We start from the raw sequence: 17,549 nt of genomic DNA, 5'->3' as shown, positions 1-17,549 counted from the left end.
TGGCGGCGCGGTGCGCCGCCTGGGCCCCCGCGCTGGGGGAGTCCAGAGGGGGGATCCTCCCCCCTCTGGCCCTTTGGGTCCAGGGCCCTTTCGGGAAAGGGCCCTGGCGCCCCCCGCGCAGGCGGTCGCCCGGCGCAAAAGAAACCGGACAGCACAGACACGTGCCGTCCGGTTTCTCTTATGATGTACGCTTAGAAAATGCCAATCATACCGCCGGCGAAGCCGATAACCACCATCCCCAGCAAAATCTGGGTGGCGTTGAACTTCTCCTTGCGCAGCAGGGCGTAGACGCCCAGCGTCACAGCCAGGGGAAGCAGGCCCGGCATAATCGCGTCGAAGAGCTGGCTCTGGAGGTTGAATTCCTGCTCGCCGATGTTGAAGGCAATGGCGGTCTGGAAGGAGACGGAGGTGGCCACCAGGCCGCCCATAACCGTACAGCCCAAAATTCCCGCCGCGCCGATGATCTGCTTCATCCGGCCGCCGGCCAGCATGTCGGTAATGGCCCGGCTGCCCAGCTGATAGCCTTTCATCCAGCAGCTGTAGGCGATGGCCATCAGGATAATGGGCAGGCCGATGAGAACCAGAAGAGGACCGAACAGGTTGCCGGTACGGCCGAAGCTGATGCCCAGCGCCACCAGCAGGGGGATGATGACGCCTTGATCCAGCGCGTCGCCGATGCCGGCCAGGGGGCCCATCATGCCGGTTTTGACGGCGTTGATGGCCTCATCGCTGATGTCCGCGCCGTTGGCCCGCTCCTCCTCCATGGAGAGGACGGCGCCGTGGATCACGGTACCTACGTTGGGGTTGGTGTTGAAGAAGGTCAGGTGGCGCTGGAGGCCGGCCACCTTCTCCTCCTTGTTGGGATAGAGCTTGGCGATGATGGGAGCCATGCACATGGCGAACGCGCCGCCCTGCATACGCTCGTAGTTGTAGTTGGCGTGGGAGAAGAACTGCCACAGCCAGAAGGATCTTTGGATATCCTTCTTATCCAGCTTCACGTTAGCCGCCATAAGTCGCACCCTCCTTGTTCATCTGCATATAGATCAAGGCGAACACCACGCCGAACAGAGCGACGCCCACAATGCTGATCTGGAAATAGGCCACCAGCAGGAAGCCCACCAGCAGGAAGGGCATGGTCTCGTTCTTCAGAATGGCCCGCAGGTTCAGGCCAATGCCCAGGGCAGGCAGCAGGCCGCCCACGACGCCCAGCGCGTGGAGGATATTGGTCCCCTCGATCATGTTCAGGAAACGCTCCATCAGGGGTACGCCAGCCATCAGAATGACTAGGGCGACGATGACCTTGAACACCAGCATCATCACCGCGCTGGGCAGCCAGTTCATCCGCATGACGCCCTTCTCGTCGCCCTTGGCGGCATAGCTGTCCGCCCAGTGGACGAAGAAGGAGTCGATGGTCATCTTGCCAACCCACCAGATGGTGCCCAGCAGGCCCAGAGGGACCGCGATGGCCAGGGCGACCTCAGTGCTGACATTGGTGGCCAGGGCCAGCGCGGTTCCGATGTAGCCCGCCACGGCCATGTCCGACGGCATGGAGCCGCCCACATTCAGGTGGCCCAGATAGATCAGGTTGATGGTGGCGCCGATAATCGTGCCGGTTACGGGGTCGCCCATAACCAGGCCCGTCAGGAAACCGGCGACGATGGGGCGCTGCAGGACGTAGTAGCCTTCACCGAAGAACCAGGGGGCGTCGGAGAAGTAGTACAGCAGTCCGATGATGAACGCTTGCAGCCAATTCATAACAATTTACCTCCTCTTTAAGACATTCGCTTGCGTTTGGCGTCGTGTATTTAAAAGGCGCGTGTAAGCCCACACCTGTCTACCTTAGGGCTTGTATTCATAACCGGGGGCCAGATTGCCGCGGGGCGGCAAGGCAGCGTTTCGTCCCTGTGAATACAGGCTCTTATGTTTTCCAACAGGCTTTCAGACGCAGAGATAAGGAGGAACGGACCGATCAAAGCTTTACCTTGTCGATCTCGATACACTTGCCGTCGGGAACGATCTGGCAGAAGACCCGCACTCCCTTGGCTTCAATGGCCTGAAGCTGGGCCAGCTCGTCCGGAGAGACCTGGATGTTGCGCAAAATCATCTTCCGGCCGGCCACATAGCCCATGCCGCCCAGATTCAGCTCCTTCATGGGGGCGCCGCTGTCCAGCAGCTTGGCCATTACCTCCGGCGTCTTGGCCAGCACGATGGTACGCAGCTCCGGCGGGTCGTTCTGAATGGCCTCTATGGCCTGCTCTATGGTGAGGACATGGACATCGTAGTCCTTGGGCACCGCCATCTTCATCACCTGGCACAGAAACTGGTCCTGGGCGGTCTTGTCGTCCACCACAAAGATACGGGTGGCCTTATATACCTTGCTCCATCCCGTCATCACCTGGCCGTGGATCAGCCGGTCGTCAATCCGATAGAAGACTACGCTCATACCCTTCCCTCCCTTTCTTTGATCACGTCATCCGCGTTTACAAACGCCTCCCGGCCGGCCTCCATGGCGGCGGCAACCAGCTCGCCCGGCCCCATCTCCTCCCGCAGGGTCAGGATCTCCAGCAGCGCCGGAAGGTTATAGCCGGACAGGGCGTGTACATGGTGTTTCATCACCATCAGCATGGCGGTGTTGGAGGGGGTGCCGCTGGGGAGATCCGCCAGCAATAAGGTGTGATCCGGGTCTCCGAACCCCTCAATGGCCTTCTCCAGCTTTTCCGCAAAGTTGTCCGCAGTGTCCCCGGGATAGAGGCCAAACACCTCCAGCTGTTCCTGAGGACCCAGAATCATCTCCGCAGCCTCCCGCATACCGGCGGCAAAGGCTCCATGGCTAATCAAAATCAGGTTGATCAAACTCATTCATTCCTTCCCTCAGGAAATTTTCAGGCCGGCGCAAAAGGGATCCCTTTTGCGCCGCGCGGCGATAAATCGCCGCTTTTTAATACTGTCTGTGGTATGGGGGCTGGCTTAATCCACGCTCAGGTCAATGAGCACCCGGTAGGTCTCCGGGCTGGCCGCCCGCTCAAACGCCTTCTGGCATTGGATCAAGTCATAGCGCTCCGTAATAAAGGGGGCAACATCGATGAGGTGATAGCCCAGCAGCCGGGAGGCGGTCCAGAAATTCTTAGCCGTGGGGCTGTAGGAGCCTGTAATCCGCTTCTCGCTGTAGTGAATCTTGTTGGGGTCGATCTGGATGGGCCCGCTGGGGTGGAAGGACCCGTAGTAGACCATCCGTCCCCGCTTGGCCAGACAGTCCAGGTAGTCCTGGGCCAGAGAGAGCACGTTGACGGTGTAGAAGCACACGTGGGCGCCCCGGCCGTTGGTCAGGTCCATGATCTTCTGAATAGGATCCCCTTCCATGGGGTCCACCACCACATCGGCCCCCATGCGCCTGGCCATCTCCCGGCGGGGGGCGTCGGGCTCCACCAGGATGGTGCGGGCGCCCCGCTTTTTGCACAGTACATTGTGGAGCTGGCCCATAATGCCGCCGCCCACAATCACCACGTCTTCGCCAAACTCGATCTCCGCCTGATCCAGGCTGCCCAGGCAGCAGGCCAAGGGTTCGGCAAAAGCGGCCGTGGCCAGATCCGCCTGTCTGTCCGGCAGGGGGTAGACCCGCTCAGACCCGATGGCCAGATACTGGGCAAACCCGCCGGTGCCCGGTATTCCATCATACACCCGACCCTTGGCCTTACCGGTACACTCGTTGTCGTGACCCCGGTAGCACTGCTCACATTGGCCGCAGCTGTCATAGGTCTTGACCACCACCCGGTCGCCTACCGCCACATTGGTGTAAGTTCCCTCGCCAATGGCGGCCACGGTGCCGGAGATCTCATGGCCGGGGACGAAGGGCAGGGCCATGTCTCCGCCGGCGAAGATCCGCTGCTCCCAGGTACAGATGAGGCACTTTTCCACCCGCACCAGCACCTCTCCCGCGGCGGGCTTGGGGGTGGTGAGCTCCTTCACCTCCGCCTGACGGGGCGCTGTGATAACAATTCCCTTCATTTTCTCTGGAATCATAGTCGCTTTTCCTCCCGTCTTACAGGCCCTGAATGCCGGACGCCTTTTTTCCGTTGTGGACCAGGTCCACCAGGGCCCGGGTGACCGCCTCCGGGTCGGGATGCTTCCAGATATTGCGTCCGATGGCCACACCGACGGCGCCCACGGACATGGCCTGCTCAATGCACACAAACAGATCGGACAGCTGGCTGGTCTTCTCGCCGCCCAGCACTACCACAGGCTGATAGGAGGCGGCAATCACCTGCCGGAATTCCTCCGGCGTGCCGGCAAAGGTGGTCTTGATGATGCTGGCGCCGTACTCGCAGCCGGTACGGGCGGCCAGACGGACATTTTCCACCGTCTTGGGCACGTCGCTGCCGAAGCCGCCGGGGAGCATCTCCGCCATAACCGGCATCCCCCAGGCGTTCCCCTGGGCGGTCAGCTCGGCCACGTTCTTCATGCAGTCCTGTTCCGTGGGGGTGCCGGGGAAGCCGTTGCAGGCCACCGCGTCGGCGCCCACCCGCAGGGCATCCTCCACAGAGAAGAGCATTCTGGGGTGTCCGTTGGCTGCGCTGGGAATGGCGGAGTAGCCGCCGTCGCAGCGGAGAATCAGGCCCACATGCTTCAGGATGTCCCGATACTTGTTGGCGATTCCAAAGGTAGTCAGCACCGCGTCGGCGCCGCCGGCCACGATGGCCTCCAAAATCTCACCTGTGCGGTCCAGGGCGGGGTTGACGTTCAGACCCATGCCGTGGTCCATGGCCGCAATGACCGTCCTGCCGTCCTGCCGGAAAATCTTGCCCAGTCGTCTCATCTTGTTCTGCCTCCTATTTTACTGCACTGTCCCGACCGCTGTCTATAGGATCTCTTCACAGATCTCTCTGACCTTTGGAACGACCTCCTCTTCGTCAGGGCCGTCCATAAAAAAGGTGATGGAGTCGCCCTGCTTAATCCCCATTCCCATTACCGCCAGCAGACGGCCGGCATTGACCTTTTTCCCGTCTTTTTCAATCTCAATGGCCGACTGCACCTGCTTGGCCAGCTTGACAAACATCCCTGCGGGGCGTGCGTGCATCCCCAGCTCGCTTTTTACGGTATAGGTATACTCTTTCACGTCTATCCCCCTCTTTACAAAGGTTCCTGCCTTTTGCGGGAGTTCCCAACGGATGTTTTTATTATACATAGTAATTTCCGCCAAAGCAATGGGGTGACACACCAATTTTAACTGGTCATTTTTATCGTCATCCCACAAATTTTGACGAGAACTTTTGGATTTACTCTTGCATTTTAGGGCAAATAGACTATACTATATTTAAAGCCATTTCATTCACCGGCATTTACTGATACGATTTGGGAGGCGACTGACGATGAAATTACCGGCTCCAGACTTGGTTGTGGAGTTCCCTTTTACCCTGAAAGATTTGTTAAACCTGAGCTCTATGGCCGGGGCACACCTGCTCTCCGGTCTGGATCAGCTGGATCGCCCCATTCTCCGGGCCAATGTGGTGGAGAGCGCCAGCCTGTCCAACTGGTCAAAGCCGGGGGACTGCGTCATCAGCTCCGGCTATTCCTTCCGCAACCAGGACATGCTGCTGCTGGACGAGCTGGAGCAGCTCAAGAACGCGGACATCGCGCTGCTGTGCCTGAAGCCGCCCCGCTTCCGCCAGGGGCTCTCCCCCGACGTGGTGCAAAAGGCGGTCAGCCTGGGTTTCCCCCTGATTGAGCTGCCCATGACCGCTATTTTCTCCAACATTGTACAGGAGATTATGGAGAAAATATTCCAGCAGGAGTCCAAAGCCTTCCAGCTGGTACAGGATAAGATAGAGCTGCTGCTGGACGCCTTTATGCGCGCCGATGCGCCGGAGGCCACCCTCACCGCGGTGGAGCAGGCCATCTCCAACCCCCTGATGATCTTTGACGAGGAGAACGAGCTGCTCATCTCCCCCCAGACCAGGACTATGCTGGGCCTGTCCCTCCAGGACGACATCATCAAGCAGCTGTACAAGCGCAACGACCGGGACACCCTCTCCATCCCCCGCAACGGGCAGGTTGAGCAGGTCCCCGTCCATTTCTTTGACATCGGCGGCTCCAGCGGCATCCGCGTCATTATCCTGGAGTACTATGGCCCCCTCACCGCCATGGATCACCATGTGATCCGCCGCATCAGCCACCTGCTGGCCGCGGAGATGAAAAACACCATCGCTTTGAAAAAGGTGCGGCGCAAGTACAAGCAGCAGTTTGTGGAAAACTGGCTCTTCGGCCAGCTGGGGGATCCGGTGAACATCTGCGTCTCCGCCCAGACGGACGGATACCGGGTGAGCGCGGACCGGGAATACTGGGTCGCCATCGTCAACCTGAATACCCCCCGCAACGGCACCGCCTTTGTGGAACAGGATGTGAACATCATCCGCCACATCATCCGCAACCTGGACTCCAACATCATGTTTACCATCCTGGAGGGCAAGCTGGTGCTGGTGGTGGAGAACCGGCCGGACAGCGATCTCTCCCTTCACGAGCTGTCTCTGCTTATGGACAAGCTCAACTATATCATGGACAAGGGGGATATGAGCTTCTGCATCAGCGATCCCTATTCCGTCCAGGATCTCCCCAAGGCCTATCAGCAGGCCAAGACCGTCAGCTCCATCAGCCTGCGGTGCAACATCTGGGACCACGTCATCACCTACCAGAAGCTGGGCGTACTCTATCTTCTGGCCCTTCTGCCGGAAAACGAGATTTTGGAGCAGTATGAGGAAAAATTCCTCCGCCCCCTCAAGATGTACGACACCGGCCACCGCACCTCTCTCATGGAGACCCTGCGGGTCTATCTGGACTCCAACTGCAACACCCAAAAGACCGCCCAGCTGCTCCACAGCCATTATAACACAGTTGTCTACCGTTTGTCACAGGTAGAGCGGCTTTTAGGCTTCCCAATTCACGATGTAGAGACCCAGCTTCAAATCCGCATCGCCTATAAGCTGGATCAGCTCCACACCTTCGGTAAGGGGTAGTCCTTGTTTTCCTCCGCAAGCACAAAGGTCCTGTGGACAGACGATGCCATTCTGTCCACAGGATCTTTTTACTCAAAGTACACTTTATGTACCCTCTTATAACCCTTCCAGTCCAATTTTTGGCCGCACCGATCGCAGAATGTCATAAAATTCCGCTCCATCGTAATAGAACAGCGCGGACACACGTAGTATCCCGTCTCTCCGTACAGTCCGGAGGAGAAAATCCGGATCTCTGCCACCCGCATTCCTCTCCGGTAGCCCGCCAGCCGTGTATACTGCCGCAGCAAAAACGTCAGCAACACCGGGCCCCTTCAAGCACCCGCTTTTCTTACGCGGTTCTGTACCACAAGGAGATCTTCCATCGGGGTATCAAGCCTTTGGCTGATTCTGTAGAGTACGGATATTGACACGTCAATATCCTGCTTTTTCAGATTCCGGACGTGCCGGTCGCTCAACCCCACTTGCTCCGCAAAAGCCTCCTGATTCAACTTGGTCATCTCTACTCCTTTGTTAAATTTCTCACGGTCTAACAACGCCGTCATTGTCATTTTTTTCACCTCCCTCCATACTCATAGCATAGTCGGAGATGTTTAAAATGACCAGGAATTCAAGTTCCCTTTTGTCGAATTTCGTCAGTTTTGCTCAAGAATAATGGGCCCGCGGCCAGCGGGCCCATTGCTGCATCTAAAAGTTAGGGGGCCTTCACCACAGGTGTTACGATTGTCCTGCTGTCATAGTCGTCTTTTGTTGCAACAAAAACTGTCACCGCAGCGAAATATGAAGCACCGGCCTTTCCAAAGTACGGGTAGGAGCCTGCATGAAGACTCTGGCCAGAATTGTTAATTAGCCCGTTCCCTACTGTACCAGTAATGCTCCAGGCATGAGAACCATCAGAGTTCAAAATCTCAATTGAAGATACACCAACGGAAGTGGGAAGTTTACTAGCACCAACGTGATAGCTGACCCATATCTCTCCACTGCTTGTCCCTGGTGCTAGAGAGACATAGTAATCAGATATTGTAGGGCTAGCTCTTACTTCTGTTTCCATGGTCTCTGTAGCAGATACCATCCCAATACATCCAGACACCACCAATAGTATAGCAACAACAACTGCTGAAATTCGCTTCACGCTTATTATCCTCCAATCGAATCAATAATAGCAATTAGCTCTTCTTCAGAAAAATTTCCAGAGATCGCCATAACCAACGCTTCTCCATCTGACCAAGTCGCAGTTTTGCTATTCGAGTTTGATAGTGTGTAGAATACCTTCCCTGATGCACTGTATACTTCAACACTATCTGGATCTTTTTCAAAATCCTGTTTTTCTGTATTTAGCATCGCTCCATAGTCATGTATGCGTATACTAAAAAACTTACCAGTATCATTGGAAAAGTCACAGAAAATTATATTCTCGTCCTTATTCTTTGAAATCACCGGTCCCGCTGTCTCAAATCCGTCTGGATACCAGGTTGGCGCCAAATCTTCTGCAATTCCACAATCATCCAGAGCGTATTGGAGCATCAGGCAGTAGTGCTCGTTTCTCTCATTCTCCACAGGCGCACTTCTGCCTGCGGGGGACGTGAAATGGAACAGCTCCCCGCTCCAGCGGCTGAGCGCCCCCAGCACATCAATACCAATGGCCTGGGCCATTACCACGCTGAACAGGATCACCCCGGCCACCGCCGCCACAAGCCCGCGTCTTCTCACGCCGCCTGCGGCGGGCTTTGGCTTGCAGCAGGGCTGTCCCTCCGGGAACTGGGTCAGATAGAGAGAGATACCATCTCCTTCCGGAATATTATAGTACGTCTGGAACTCTGCCCAGGCTTTCTCCACGTCGGGAATGGCCCCCGTGGGATTGGCCCGCTCCCGCCTCACTATCACCTCCAGTATGTAATCAATCATCGCCTCATCACCGCCTTCTGGCGAATCGGACTCCAGCCGGAGCAGCTCTTCCAGCTGTTCCGTGTCGAATTGGTTCAGATAGGCATATTTCTCGTCCCGATCCTTTGACGCCATCTCGGAACCTCCTTCTCATATAATATATAACCGCACCCTGCGGAATCTGACATCCTATCTTAAAATTTTTCCCCTTTTATTTTTTCTTTTTTCGCTCCTGCTCCGGAAACGCCTTGTACAGCTTCTTTCGAACCCGTTCCAGGCGCTTTTGGCTGGTGTAGATGGTGATCCCCAGCCTTTGGGACACCTCCAGATGGCTTTTCTTCTCAAGGGTAAGCCATTTCAGCAGCTTGAGATCCTCCGGGACAAGGACTTCCCGGATCTGCTCTACCGGCGAGGGGCCCTGCCCGCATTGCCCCACGCCTGTCTCCTCCGGCGCCGCCGGCTCGCGGAAGTGCTCGGATTCCAGGGACAGGTACCGGCTGACATAGCGTCTCTGCCACCGCCAGTACACCAGAATTTTGTTTTTGGCCGTCTTTTTCAGCCAGCCTATCTGATTGGGATGCCGTATCAGTTCATCGCTTTCTCTAAGGGAATTCAGTGCGTCGTGAAAGACATCCTGAACAATATCCTGTGATACATCGTAATTGTCCAGCCTTGCGTTGACGTATACAAACAATACCTCAAAATACTGGCGGTAAAGGCGCTCCACAAACTCATTCGCTATCGCCTCTCTGGACTCCGTAGACTTAGACGGCACCGTTGTTCCCCATCCTCTCTGCTATTCTCTATGTTTTCCTTTCTTTTCCCTTGCGTCAAACTCCTCCACACAAGTCCGAATCAGCTTTTCGATCCCCGAGAGGTACTCTGCGGACTGATCCCTCAAAAGCACATTGATGTTTTCCAGATACGTCCTCGGACTTGGCGGATTTACCAGCGCGTCGCAGCTCACGTACAGGGCCTGCGCCACGGCGCACAGGGTGTAGACCTTCATCATTTTCTGTCCCCGCTCCACGCGGGAAATAAATGCGGTGCTGATACCGATCCGTTCCGCAAGCTCCGCCTGGGTCAGACCGGCTTCCTCCCGGTATTTTGCCACATTTTGTCCAATTATCCTTTTGATTGCTTCAATATCCACTTTGCAACCCCCCATTTGGTAGAATTATATTGTCCAAATAGGGAGATATCGAAGCACCATTGGTTCTATTTTATTTAACCAAATATCAGATTGCAATCCCTTACAGGCAATAAAGCAAAAATTTGTTCTGTTTGCACATGAATCCCACCGTTATTTCCGCCAATTATTACATTCAAATACAATAATGTACCATTTTATGAATCAAAGAGGCCCCCGGACCGCATTCTATATCAGAATGAGTCCGGGGGCTTCTTTTAGAATTTTATCACAGTGCCCTTATGACAGCCAGCGCTGGACATCCTCCAGCAGCTCGATGGCCTTGAATTTGACCACATACCCTTCGCTCTCCCCAGTGATGAGCGCCACCTCCTTGGCGTTCAGCCCTCCCTCCAGGGCGGCGGGTACTGTCTCGCTCACCGACCCCAGACACAGGGGCGGGAAAACCACACACCACCAGTTTTGGCCGTCTCCCTGGCCGATGACCACCCGCAGGGCGGTGTATGTCCCGCAGGGCAGGGCGAAATCGGTGTATGTCTTAGTGGGGAACCACACATTTTCCTCTACAGATACCGTGACGGCATAGGGATATCCCTCCGCCTCCACCACACCGGCGGCGGCCTGGGCCAGCTCCGGCAGGGCGTCTTTTAAGATTGCCTCTGCCTCCGCCCGGCCGGCGTCAGGAGGAATGCGGCCCTCTGCCTCCGCCAGGACCGCGTCGCGCACCTTCAGCTTCAGCGCCTGGTCCTCTTCGCTGTCCGAGTTGGCCAGCACATGCAGCCGGATCACCTTCTCCGCCAGGGCGGCCTGCTCCGTATCCAGCCTGGCTCCGCACAGCAGAACCACAGCCACCGCTGCCATCAGCGCCGCCTCCCACCGCCGCAGCCTTTCGTTGACGGCCCTCTTTTTTTCCCGTTTTCCCATCGTCTCTTCTCCTTTGTCAGCCCAACGTCATGGTATAAAATCCAATCCCCCAGCAGATGGTGGAGGCCGCCGCCCCCATGGCCACATACGCCGGAGCGGGGATCTTCCGCAGCAGCCGCCCCAGGGGCGTGTTCCGGCGGACATAGCCCTTAGCCACCTTCCGGGCCTCCTGAAGGACCTGCTCTGCCGACACCCCCTTCTGGCTGAACGCCTCCTCCTTGACAATAAAAATCGCCTCTTCAAAGAGACGCGGGTCGGGGGACTTTACCACAATCACCCGGCGGGACACCCCTTTTACCACTTCCCCACATCCTTTCCGCTTGTTTCTTCCAGTATGGCCCTTTTATGGAAAAATCATACCCTCTCTGTAAAATTTATCTCACCGCGCCGGCGCATAACCCCGCGCCTCTTCCCGTACACTAAAAAGCAGCGGCGGCATGTCCGGTACGCGCCGCAGCTTTATTCCAATTTCGCTCCGGGCGGTCCGCCCGGACAAGGAGGCGCTCACATATTGTATCAGGATAAAAAGCGGCTCACCAAGGGGCTGGTGCTTCTGTTCGCGGTAAATATTTTGGTCATCTGTCTCTTTCAGAACGGCGCCCTTGCCGCCACTTACCGCCAGGGATCCACCGGCGAGCCGGTGCGCACCATACAGACCAAGCTAAAAAACTGGGGCTACTACACCGGCAGCGTGGACGGCATCTACGGCAGCGCCACCACCGCGGCGGTCAAATACTTTCAGCGATCCAACGGCCTGACGGCGGACGGTATCGCCGGCCCGGCCACCCTGGCCGCTCTGGGAATGCCATCCAGCGGCGGCGGGAGCACCACCGGCGGCCAGTCCGGGGAAGTAGAGCTGCTGGCCCGGGTCATCTCCGCTGAGGCCAGAGGAGAGCCCTACTCCGGCCAGGTGGCTGTAGGGGCGGTTATCCTCAACCGGGTGAACCACCCCTCCTTCCCCAACTCCATTGCCGGCGTAGTCTACCAGCCCGGCGCTTTCACCTGCATGGTGGACGGACAGTTTGACCAGCCTGTGGCCGACTCTGCCGTCCGCGCCGCCCGAGATGCCATCAACGGCGCCGATCCCAGCGGCGGCGCCATTTATTACTTTAATCCCAGCACCGCCACCAGCGGCTGGATCTGGAGCCGGCCGCTGATCAAGGTCATCGGGCAGCATCGGTTCTGCGCTTAATTGCTCCGTGGTGCATAGGAAATGGACAAAAAATATTGTCCATTGGTGCTGCTTCTCCGATGAATTCAGAGGCCGCTGATCCGCCCCAGCCCCACCCTTGCGGGCCCATGTCTACCAAATGTCTACCAAGGAAACCCCGGAATCCGTTGTGCTGCAACGGGTCCCGGGATTTCCTGCGTTCCGGGCAGAAGAAATGTCTACCAAATGTCTACCACGGGAACTTCTGCGCCTGATTTTTGGCGCTTTTGAGGCGGTTTTCAGCAGTTTTCCGCCCGTTTTTCGCGATGTAAGAAGTGTTATACTTTCCTGGCTGGATAACAACCCCTTTTGACTCAAATTTTAGCAAGGAGGAACATCTAGATGAGAAACCTCAAGAGAGCTCTCAGCATGGGCCTGGCGTCCACGATGGTTGCCGGCATGATGGCCACCGGCGCTGGTGCTGCGAGCTTCAACGATTTCACCGACAAGGATGAGATCGTTCACAAAGAGGCGGTCGCGATGGTGACTGAGCTGGGTGTCATCGCCGGCGTACCCGGCGGCGGATATGACCCCGCCTCCAACATCGACCGCGCGTCCTTCGCCCGCCTGTGCTGCGTCGTCCTCAACGGCGGCGTGGAGCCCGTGCTGGGCGCGGACGTAAAGTCCACCTTCACCGACACCCAGGGCCACTGGGCCGAGGCCTACATCGCCTACTGCGTACAGCAGGGCATCGTGGCCGGTCGGGGCAACAACACCTTCGCCCCCGGCGACAATGTGACCGGCTCCGCCGCGGCCAAGATGCTGCTGGTGGCGCTGGGCTACAACACCCAGTATGAGAACATCGGCGGCGCCGGGTGGCAGCTGACCACCGACACCCTGGCCAACTCCGTGGGCCTGTACGACGAGCTGGAGAACATGAACACCTCCGAGCCCATCACCCGCGACCAGGCGGCCCAGATGATCTACAACGCCCTGAATGCGGACACCGTGAAATACGAGATGGTCACCGGCATCTCTCCCAACGGTCAGGTAACTGTTACTCCCCAGCGGGTCTTCGTCACCCGGCTGGCCGGCGGCACCACCCGCAACGTGAGCCTGCTGGAGGACAAGTTCAAGGCCGTCAAGGTTGAGGGCATCGTAGTTGCCAACGACTACGCCGACCTGGGCGCCAGGAACACCGACAAGGACCGGGACACCAAGGGCGGCGTGGTCGGCTCCGCGCTGGACAGCGGCCGCACCAAAATCCTGGTTACCAACGGCGAGGACCAGGGCGCCTACGCCGACAACCGCGAGTACACCTTTGTCACCCAGACCGAGGCCGATCAGCTGGGCCGGGGCGTGTATTTCTTCGTCAAGCCAGACAGCACCTCCCTGAAGTCCAAGGTGCTGGGCAGCGTCATCACCAGCGATGACAACAAGGAGTTTAGCGACTACTCCGGCGACACCATCAACAAGATGGCCGACAAGAACAACCTGGACATCACCCCCGACACCAAGGTGGCCGAGAACTACGCCTCCCTGCGTACGCTGGACGCCGCCCTGGCCGCCAAGAGCGGCACCACCGGCGTTGAGAAGATCCTCATCGACACCGACAACGACGGCGATGTGGACTACGTTCTCCTGAACACCGTGGAGCTGGGCAAGGTCACCAAGTACTCCGAGAAGGACGACGGCTCCATCACCGTGGCCCGGGCCGGCGGCAAGACCTTCACCGCCGACGACAAGGACGACGTGGTTGGCTTTGAGGACGTGGCCCGGGACAGCGTGGTCCTCACCTCCTACATCGGCGGCCGCCTGTATGTGGAAGAGGCGGAGTCCGTTACCGGCACCGTGGATGCCTACAAGCTGAAGGAAGTGAACGGCGACAAGACCGACTATGTGGGCACCGCCAAGGGCAGCTACACCAGCAACCTGACCGTGGACGGCACCAACTACACCGTGTCCTTCGCCCCCACCTACACCGACTCCGCTGATTTCTTCGCCGCCAGCGATCCCGCCGACAAGGGTATTATCGGCAGCGACGCCACCTTCTACCTGGACGGCCAGGGCTACATCGTCGCCCGCACCGAGGTGGACGAGGCCGCTTACCAGTACGCCTACGTCTGGGGCGCGGAGGCCGGCGGCTCCATCGGCACCGACCGGGTGAAGGTCACCCTGGCTGACGGCACCACCAAGACCTACGAGCTGGACAACAAGAGCGACATCGATGTTGTGGGCGGTGATACCGATACCACAAACTTCCTCGTCAACGAGGAAGATATGCGGGGCCTGATCTTCTCCTATACCGTGAACAAGTCCGGCGCGATCAAGCTGATGCTGCCCAAGGGCGGCGCGGTTGAGACCGCTGACGGCAGCTTCCCCGAGCACGACAAGGGCATGACTGCTGTCAAGCTCACTTCCTCCAATGCGGATCAGGTGGACATTCTGACCGCGAAGGATCTGCGCGGCGCCGGCACCGGCAAGACCCCCGAGCTGCGTACCTATTATGCCAATAACTCCTCCGTGTTCTTCTATGTGAACACCAAGGCCAACGGCGAGATCGACAAGGTCTCCGTGTACGTGGGCCGCAGCAACGCCCCCTCTGTGGACGGCACCAAGGGTTCCGCCCTGCTGGCCCTGAACAGCAAGTTTGACATCGGCGCCGTGGCCCTCACCGACACCTCCGCCAAGGAGGAGGCCGGCGACCACCTGTTCGTCTACAACAGCGGCTATGTGACCAGCGACTATATCAATGTGGGCGCTATCCTCAACGGCGAGACCGAGGGCAAGGACATTCACGTCTCCCGCTACCTGGGTTCCGATGTGACTAACAACACCGTGGTCAAGGACGGCCTGTACCTGTACACCGTGGACACCAACGGCGACTACGAGCTGACCAGCCCCGCAGGCAACAGCTTCTATGTCACCGGCTCCGTGAAGCGCCAGCCCATTAAGGACACCCTGGTCCTGGACGGCGGCACCGGCGAGGAGTACAAGATCACCGACAAGTCCGTCATCATCGACAACACCAGCAACCCCAACCCCGCCGACGGCATCCTGGGCGGCGCGGTGAACCTGAACGACGACGTCTGGGTGCTGGTCAACAGCAGCGACGAGATCCTCATGGCTTACTATGTCACCCCCGATGAGAAGGGCGGCGATGGACACGCCGAGTACGATCCCACTGTGGCCATCAGCGGCAGTAGCCTGAACGTCCGTTACTACTACGGCGACGGTATGCCCAGCAACGCCAAGATCGCTGAGCTGGTCCGCGAGAAGTATGACGACGTGGATCGGGTAAGCATCCGCGATGGTAAAGTTATCATTAGCTACAGCGACGGCTTTACCGATGAGCTGACCATCAACGGCGTGCCTCTGGCCAGCGTCACCTACAACGGCAAGGACCCGGGCTTCCTGGCCAACGGCGAGACCCTGAAGATCACCGACCAAGCTAACAGCACTCTGCTGGCCAAGAGCGGCACCACCTACAGCGCGGCCACTTCTATCGGAAGCAGCACCGCTGTTGGTACTACCTTTACTCTTGTTGCCACAGTTAACAACAGCACGAAGGACATTGTCCTGTATGACGGTTACGGCTACACCAACAATGTGGGCACTGTCTCTGTGAAGAACGGCGACACTCCTTACGCCAGCGGAACAACCAGCTATGTCCCCTCCGGTACCGTTCTGAGCGTCGCCGCTAGTGCGGACCAGACCATCAGCGCTGCGTACAATGGCGAGACCAAGGAGATCAACAAGACTACCACCGCTGTTGACTTCACCATGCCCGCCTACAACGTGACCTTCTCCCAGGCCGCTACCCCCACCGCCGCCACTGTGACCTTCCAGAAGAAGGCCGCCATGGCAGGTGAGGCCGCATACGCCAGCGGAGTGTACACCGCCCAGGACGGCACCAAGTTTGACATCACCTGCACGGGTGTTACCAACGTCGGCGACGAGGCCACCATCACGGTTAAGCCCCAGAAGGCTCCCGCGGCCGATGTTACCATCACTCTTGAGGTCAGTGGCGGCGCTAAGATTGGCGATGCTGTACTGAAGGCCGGAAGCACTAACGCCTTTACCATGTACTACACCACCGCCGCGGCCAGTACTACCATCGACATCTCCGACGGCACTACGCCTGCGCCCACAGCTATTACTGTTACTGTGACCAACGGCGATGCCAACAACAAATTGACGCTGGTTGGCGGCGGTGATGTTGCTAATGCTGATACCACAAGCACTTATAGTGTGACTGCTGAGGCAAGCAAGATGGTTAAGGTTGGCAGCAACTACTACGAGAATGGCGACACGATTCCTGCTCAGGCCAGCGACTTTAGTGCTGAGTTTATGGATAAGCCTACTGTAACTGTTGCGGCTACTGCCGTTACTAAGAACGGTGTCACTGCTACGCCTACTGCTATTGCTCAGACCGCCAAGATGCCTGGCGATACCGTCACAGTGACTGTAACTCTTAGCGGTACTGCTTCCGGTGATGCTGTATTCAGCTTTGCTGATTTGACTGGCACATATGCGGTTGGTACCCTTTCCGGTACTGCTGGCACTGATTACGTGCTTGATGCTAACACTAGTGTGACAGTTAAAGACACCAAAACTGCTACGGGAACCTTTACTTTTGAATTTGAAATCGGCGCAACCTCTGTTGCCCCTGCTTTGGCACAGTAACTAAGTTTTTCATAACAACAAGCACCCCCGGGTCCAAATGGGCCCGGGGGTGCTCTTTTGCCCTTATCCCAGGGCCAGGTAGTTGTAAATCCAGGTGCTGTCGTTGGTGCCGGCGCCGCCGCTCCCATAATAGACGGTGAAGCCGAAGCCGGTGAGGGTGACGTACAGGTTGTTGCCGTTCTTTGCGGGGTACCCCAGCAGGGCCAGCCCGCCCCGGTGCCTTCCGTCCCCCTGCCGCAGGCCCGCGGCAGCCTCCACAAACACCGCCTTGGGAGAGAAGGGCAGGGAGATGGTCCGGCTGGCGGCATTGTTGCCGGTGTAGCTGCCGAACGCCATGCGGCACCGCTCCGCCACCGTCTGGGTGACGGCCTGGAACCGCTGGTCCACGGCGCTCTGGTCCGCCTTGCCGTTCACCTGAGTTTGCAGGGCGGCCAGCGCGGTTTTCTCTGCCTTTTGCCCCAGGGCGGCGTCGATTTTGGCAAAATCCTCGTTAAAATCCGTCCGCCGGAACTGGTCGCTGCCCACCCACTGGTGGAGCTGATAATTTGGTGTGTAAGCTGCCATGCTGCATTCCTCCTTCGGTGGATTGAGAGGGACTCTACTGCTTTTGAACGGAAAGAGGCAACTTTTTCCTTAAAACGCGGGGGAGCTCCCGGGGAGGGCCCTACGCGGGCGGCGCCAGGGGCCTTTCCCGAAAGGCCCCTGGACCCAAAGGGCCCAAGGGGGTTGGCCCCCCTTGGGGAACCCCCGG

General features: G+C 58.0%; 18 protein-coding genes. 3 read left to right on the top strand and 15 right to left on the bottom strand.

From position 1 onward, the window contains the following. Window positions 1-191: 191 nt before the first annotated feature. The 7 genes from D1159_RS10340 to D1159_RS10310 all read right to left on the bottom strand — a co-directional run bounded on the left by D1159_RS10340 (window position 192) and on the right by D1159_RS10310 (window position 5,113). A complete protein-coding gene (locus D1159_RS10340; protein ID WP_161845594.1) occupies window positions 192-1,010 on the bottom strand; it encodes a PTS system mannose/fructose/sorbose family transporter subunit IID in 819 nt (272 codons plus the stop codon). Further along, window positions 1,000-1,755 (bottom strand): PTS sugar transporter subunit IIC, encoded by a 756-nt coding sequence (locus D1159_RS10335; RefSeq protein ID WP_161845593.1) that lies wholly within the window; start codon window positions 1,753-1,755, stop codon window positions 1,000-1,002. The genes D1159_RS10340 and D1159_RS10335 overlap by 11 nt, the downstream gene beginning before the upstream one ends. Before the next feature lie 214 nt (window positions 1,756-1,969). Then, window positions 1,970-2,443: a PTS sugar transporter subunit IIB gene (locus D1159_RS10330; RefSeq protein ID WP_161845592.1), complete on the bottom strand. Its 474-nt coding sequence runs from the start codon at window positions 2,441-2,443 to the stop codon at window positions 1,970-1,972. Continuing rightward, on the bottom strand, window positions 2,440-2,859 hold the full coding sequence (locus D1159_RS10325) for a PTS sugar transporter subunit IIA (protein ID WP_161845591.1): 420 nt from the start codon (window positions 2,857-2,859) through the stop codon (window positions 2,440-2,442). The genes D1159_RS10330 and D1159_RS10325 overlap by 4 nt, the downstream gene beginning before the upstream one ends. Before the next feature lie 108 nt (window positions 2,860-2,967). Then, a complete protein-coding gene (locus D1159_RS10320; protein WP_202621030.1) occupies window positions 2,968-4,020 on the bottom strand; it encodes a zinc-binding dehydrogenase in 1,053 nt (350 codons plus the stop codon). A 19-nt stretch (window positions 4,021-4,039) separates the two neighbouring features. Continuing rightward, window positions 4,040-4,813, bottom strand: coding sequence for a fructose-bisphosphate aldolase (locus tag D1159_RS10315; protein WP_161845590.1), 774 nt, complete (start codon window positions 4,811-4,813; stop codon window positions 4,040-4,042). A gap of 42 nt (window positions 4,814-4,855) precedes the next feature. Further along, entirely contained in the window at window positions 4,856-5,113 is a 258-nt protein-coding gene (locus D1159_RS10310; protein ID WP_161845589.1) for an HPr family phosphocarrier protein, read from the bottom strand. Between the two features lie 253 nt (window positions 5,114-5,366). Here D1159_RS10310 and D1159_RS10305 point away from each other — a divergent pair, with 253 nt between their 5' ends. Then, window positions 5,367-7,007 (top strand): PucR family transcriptional regulator, encoded by a 1,641-nt coding sequence (locus D1159_RS10305; protein ID WP_161845588.1) that lies wholly within the window; start codon window positions 5,367-5,369, stop codon window positions 7,005-7,007. 311 nt (window positions 7,008-7,318) lie between these two features. On the opposite strand, the gene D1159_RS10300 is transcribed toward D1159_RS10305, so the two are convergent. The 7 genes from D1159_RS10300 to D1159_RS10270 form a co-directional block, all read right to left on the bottom strand. Next, window positions 7,319-7,555: a helix-turn-helix domain-containing protein gene (locus D1159_RS10300; RefSeq protein ID WP_161845587.1), complete on the bottom strand. Its 237-nt coding sequence runs from the start codon at window positions 7,553-7,555 to the stop codon at window positions 7,319-7,321. 143 nt (window positions 7,556-7,698) lie between these two features. After that, window positions 7,699-8,136 carry a hypothetical protein gene (locus D1159_RS10295; protein ID WP_161845586.1) on the bottom strand — a complete coding sequence of 146 codons (438 nt, stop codon included), beginning with the start codon at window positions 8,134-8,136 and terminating at the stop codon, window positions 7,699-7,701. 5 nt (window positions 8,137-8,141) lie between these two features. Then, window positions 8,142-9,023, bottom strand: coding sequence for a DUF4367 domain-containing protein (locus D1159_RS10290; RefSeq protein WP_161845585.1), 882 nt, complete (start codon window positions 9,021-9,023; stop codon window positions 8,142-8,144). A gap of 76 nt (window positions 9,024-9,099) precedes the next feature. After that, window positions 9,100-9,663 (bottom strand): sigma-70 family RNA polymerase sigma factor, encoded by a 564-nt coding sequence (locus D1159_RS10285; RefSeq protein WP_161845584.1) that lies wholly within the window; start codon window positions 9,661-9,663, stop codon window positions 9,100-9,102. A 21-nt stretch (window positions 9,664-9,684) separates the two neighbouring features. Beyond that, a complete protein-coding gene (locus tag D1159_RS10280; RefSeq protein ID WP_161845583.1) occupies window positions 9,685-10,041 on the bottom strand; it encodes a helix-turn-helix transcriptional regulator in 357 nt (118 codons plus the stop codon). 276 nt (window positions 10,042-10,317) lie between these two features. Beyond that, complete coding sequence (gene spoIIR, locus D1159_RS10275; protein ID WP_161845582.1) at window positions 10,318-10,962, bottom strand: stage II sporulation protein R; 645 nt, start codon at window positions 10,960-10,962, stop codon at window positions 10,318-10,320. A 16-nt stretch (window positions 10,963-10,978) separates the two neighbouring features. Further along, window positions 10,979-11,263: a translation initiation factor 2 gene (locus D1159_RS10270; protein WP_161845581.1), complete on the bottom strand. Its 285-nt coding sequence runs from the start codon at window positions 11,261-11,263 to the stop codon at window positions 10,979-10,981. A 267-nt stretch (window positions 11,264-11,530) separates the two neighbouring features. On the opposite strand from D1159_RS10270, the gene sleB reads away from it, so the two are divergent. Both sleB and D1159_RS10260 read left to right on the top strand, forming a co-directional pair. Next, on the top strand, window positions 11,531-12,154 hold the full coding sequence (gene sleB / locus D1159_RS10265; protein ID WP_347563676.1) for a spore cortex-lytic enzyme: 624 nt from the start codon (window positions 11,531-11,533) through the stop codon (window positions 12,152-12,154). Window positions 12,155-12,514: 360 nt separating this feature from the next. Continuing rightward, complete coding sequence (locus tag D1159_RS10260) at window positions 12,515-16,798, top strand: S-layer homology domain-containing protein (protein WP_161845579.1); 4,284 nt, start codon at window positions 12,515-12,517, stop codon at window positions 16,796-16,798. A 63-nt stretch (window positions 16,799-16,861) separates the two neighbouring features. On the opposite strand, the gene D1159_RS10255 is transcribed toward D1159_RS10260, so the two are convergent. Then, entirely contained in the window at window positions 16,862-17,362 is a 501-nt protein-coding gene (locus D1159_RS10255) for a hypothetical protein (RefSeq protein ID WP_161845578.1), read from the bottom strand. Window positions 17,363-17,549: the final 187 nt, after the last annotated feature.

The organism is Pseudoflavonifractor sp. 524-17 (genome assembly GCF_009935845.1).
In the GTDB taxonomy this organism is placed as follows: Bacteria; Bacillota; Clostridia; order Oscillospirales; family Oscillospiraceae; genus Pseudoflavonifractor_A.
This window is presented reverse-complemented; position numbering and strand designations above follow the sequence as displayed.

Bases quoted from the DNA above. Each gene is read 5' to 3' on its own strand.
- D1159_RS10340 (WP_161845594.1), bottom strand. From the start codon at position 1,010: ATGGCGGCTAACGTGAAGCTGGATAAGAAGGATATCCAAAGATCCTTC.
- D1159_RS10300 (WP_161845587.1), bottom strand. From the start codon at position 7,555: ATGACAATGACGGCGTTGTTAGACCGTGAGAAATTTAACAAAGGAGTA.
- D1159_RS10305 (WP_161845588.1), top strand. From the start codon at position 5,367: ATGAAATTACCGGCTCCAGACTTGGTTGTGGAGTTCCCTTTTACCCTG.
- spoIIR (WP_161845582.1), bottom strand. From the start codon at position 10,962: ATGGGAAAACGGGAAAAAAAGAGGGCCGTCAACGAAAGGCTGCGGCGG.
- D1159_RS10335 (WP_161845593.1), bottom strand. From the start codon at position 1,755: ATGAATTGGCTGCAAGCGTTCATCATCGGACTGCTGTACTACTTCTCC.
- D1159_RS10325 (WP_161845591.1), bottom strand. From the start codon at position 2,859: ATGAGTTTGATCAACCTGATTTTGATTAGCCATGGAGCCTTTGCCGCC.
- D1159_RS10330 (WP_161845592.1), bottom strand. From the start codon at position 2,443: ATGAGCGTAGTCTTCTATCGGATTGACGACCGGCTGATCCACGGCCAG.
- D1159_RS10290 (WP_161845585.1), bottom strand. From the start codon at position 9,023: ATGGCGTCAAAGGATCGGGACGAGAAATATGCCTATCTGAACCAATTC.
- D1159_RS10320 (WP_202621030.1), bottom strand. From the start codon at position 4,020: ATGATTCCAGAGAAAATGAAGGGAATTGTTATCACAGCGCCCCGTCAG.
- D1159_RS10315 (WP_161845590.1), bottom strand. From the start codon at position 4,813: ATGAGACGACTGGGCAAGATTTTCCGGCAGGACGGCAGGACGGTCATT.
- D1159_RS10255 (WP_161845578.1), bottom strand. From the start codon at position 17,362: ATGGCAGCTTACACACCAAATTATCAGCTCCACCAGTGGGTGGGCAGC.
- D1159_RS10260 (WP_161845579.1), top strand. From the start codon at position 12,515: ATGAGAAACCTCAAGAGAGCTCTCAGCATGGGCCTGGCGTCCACGATG.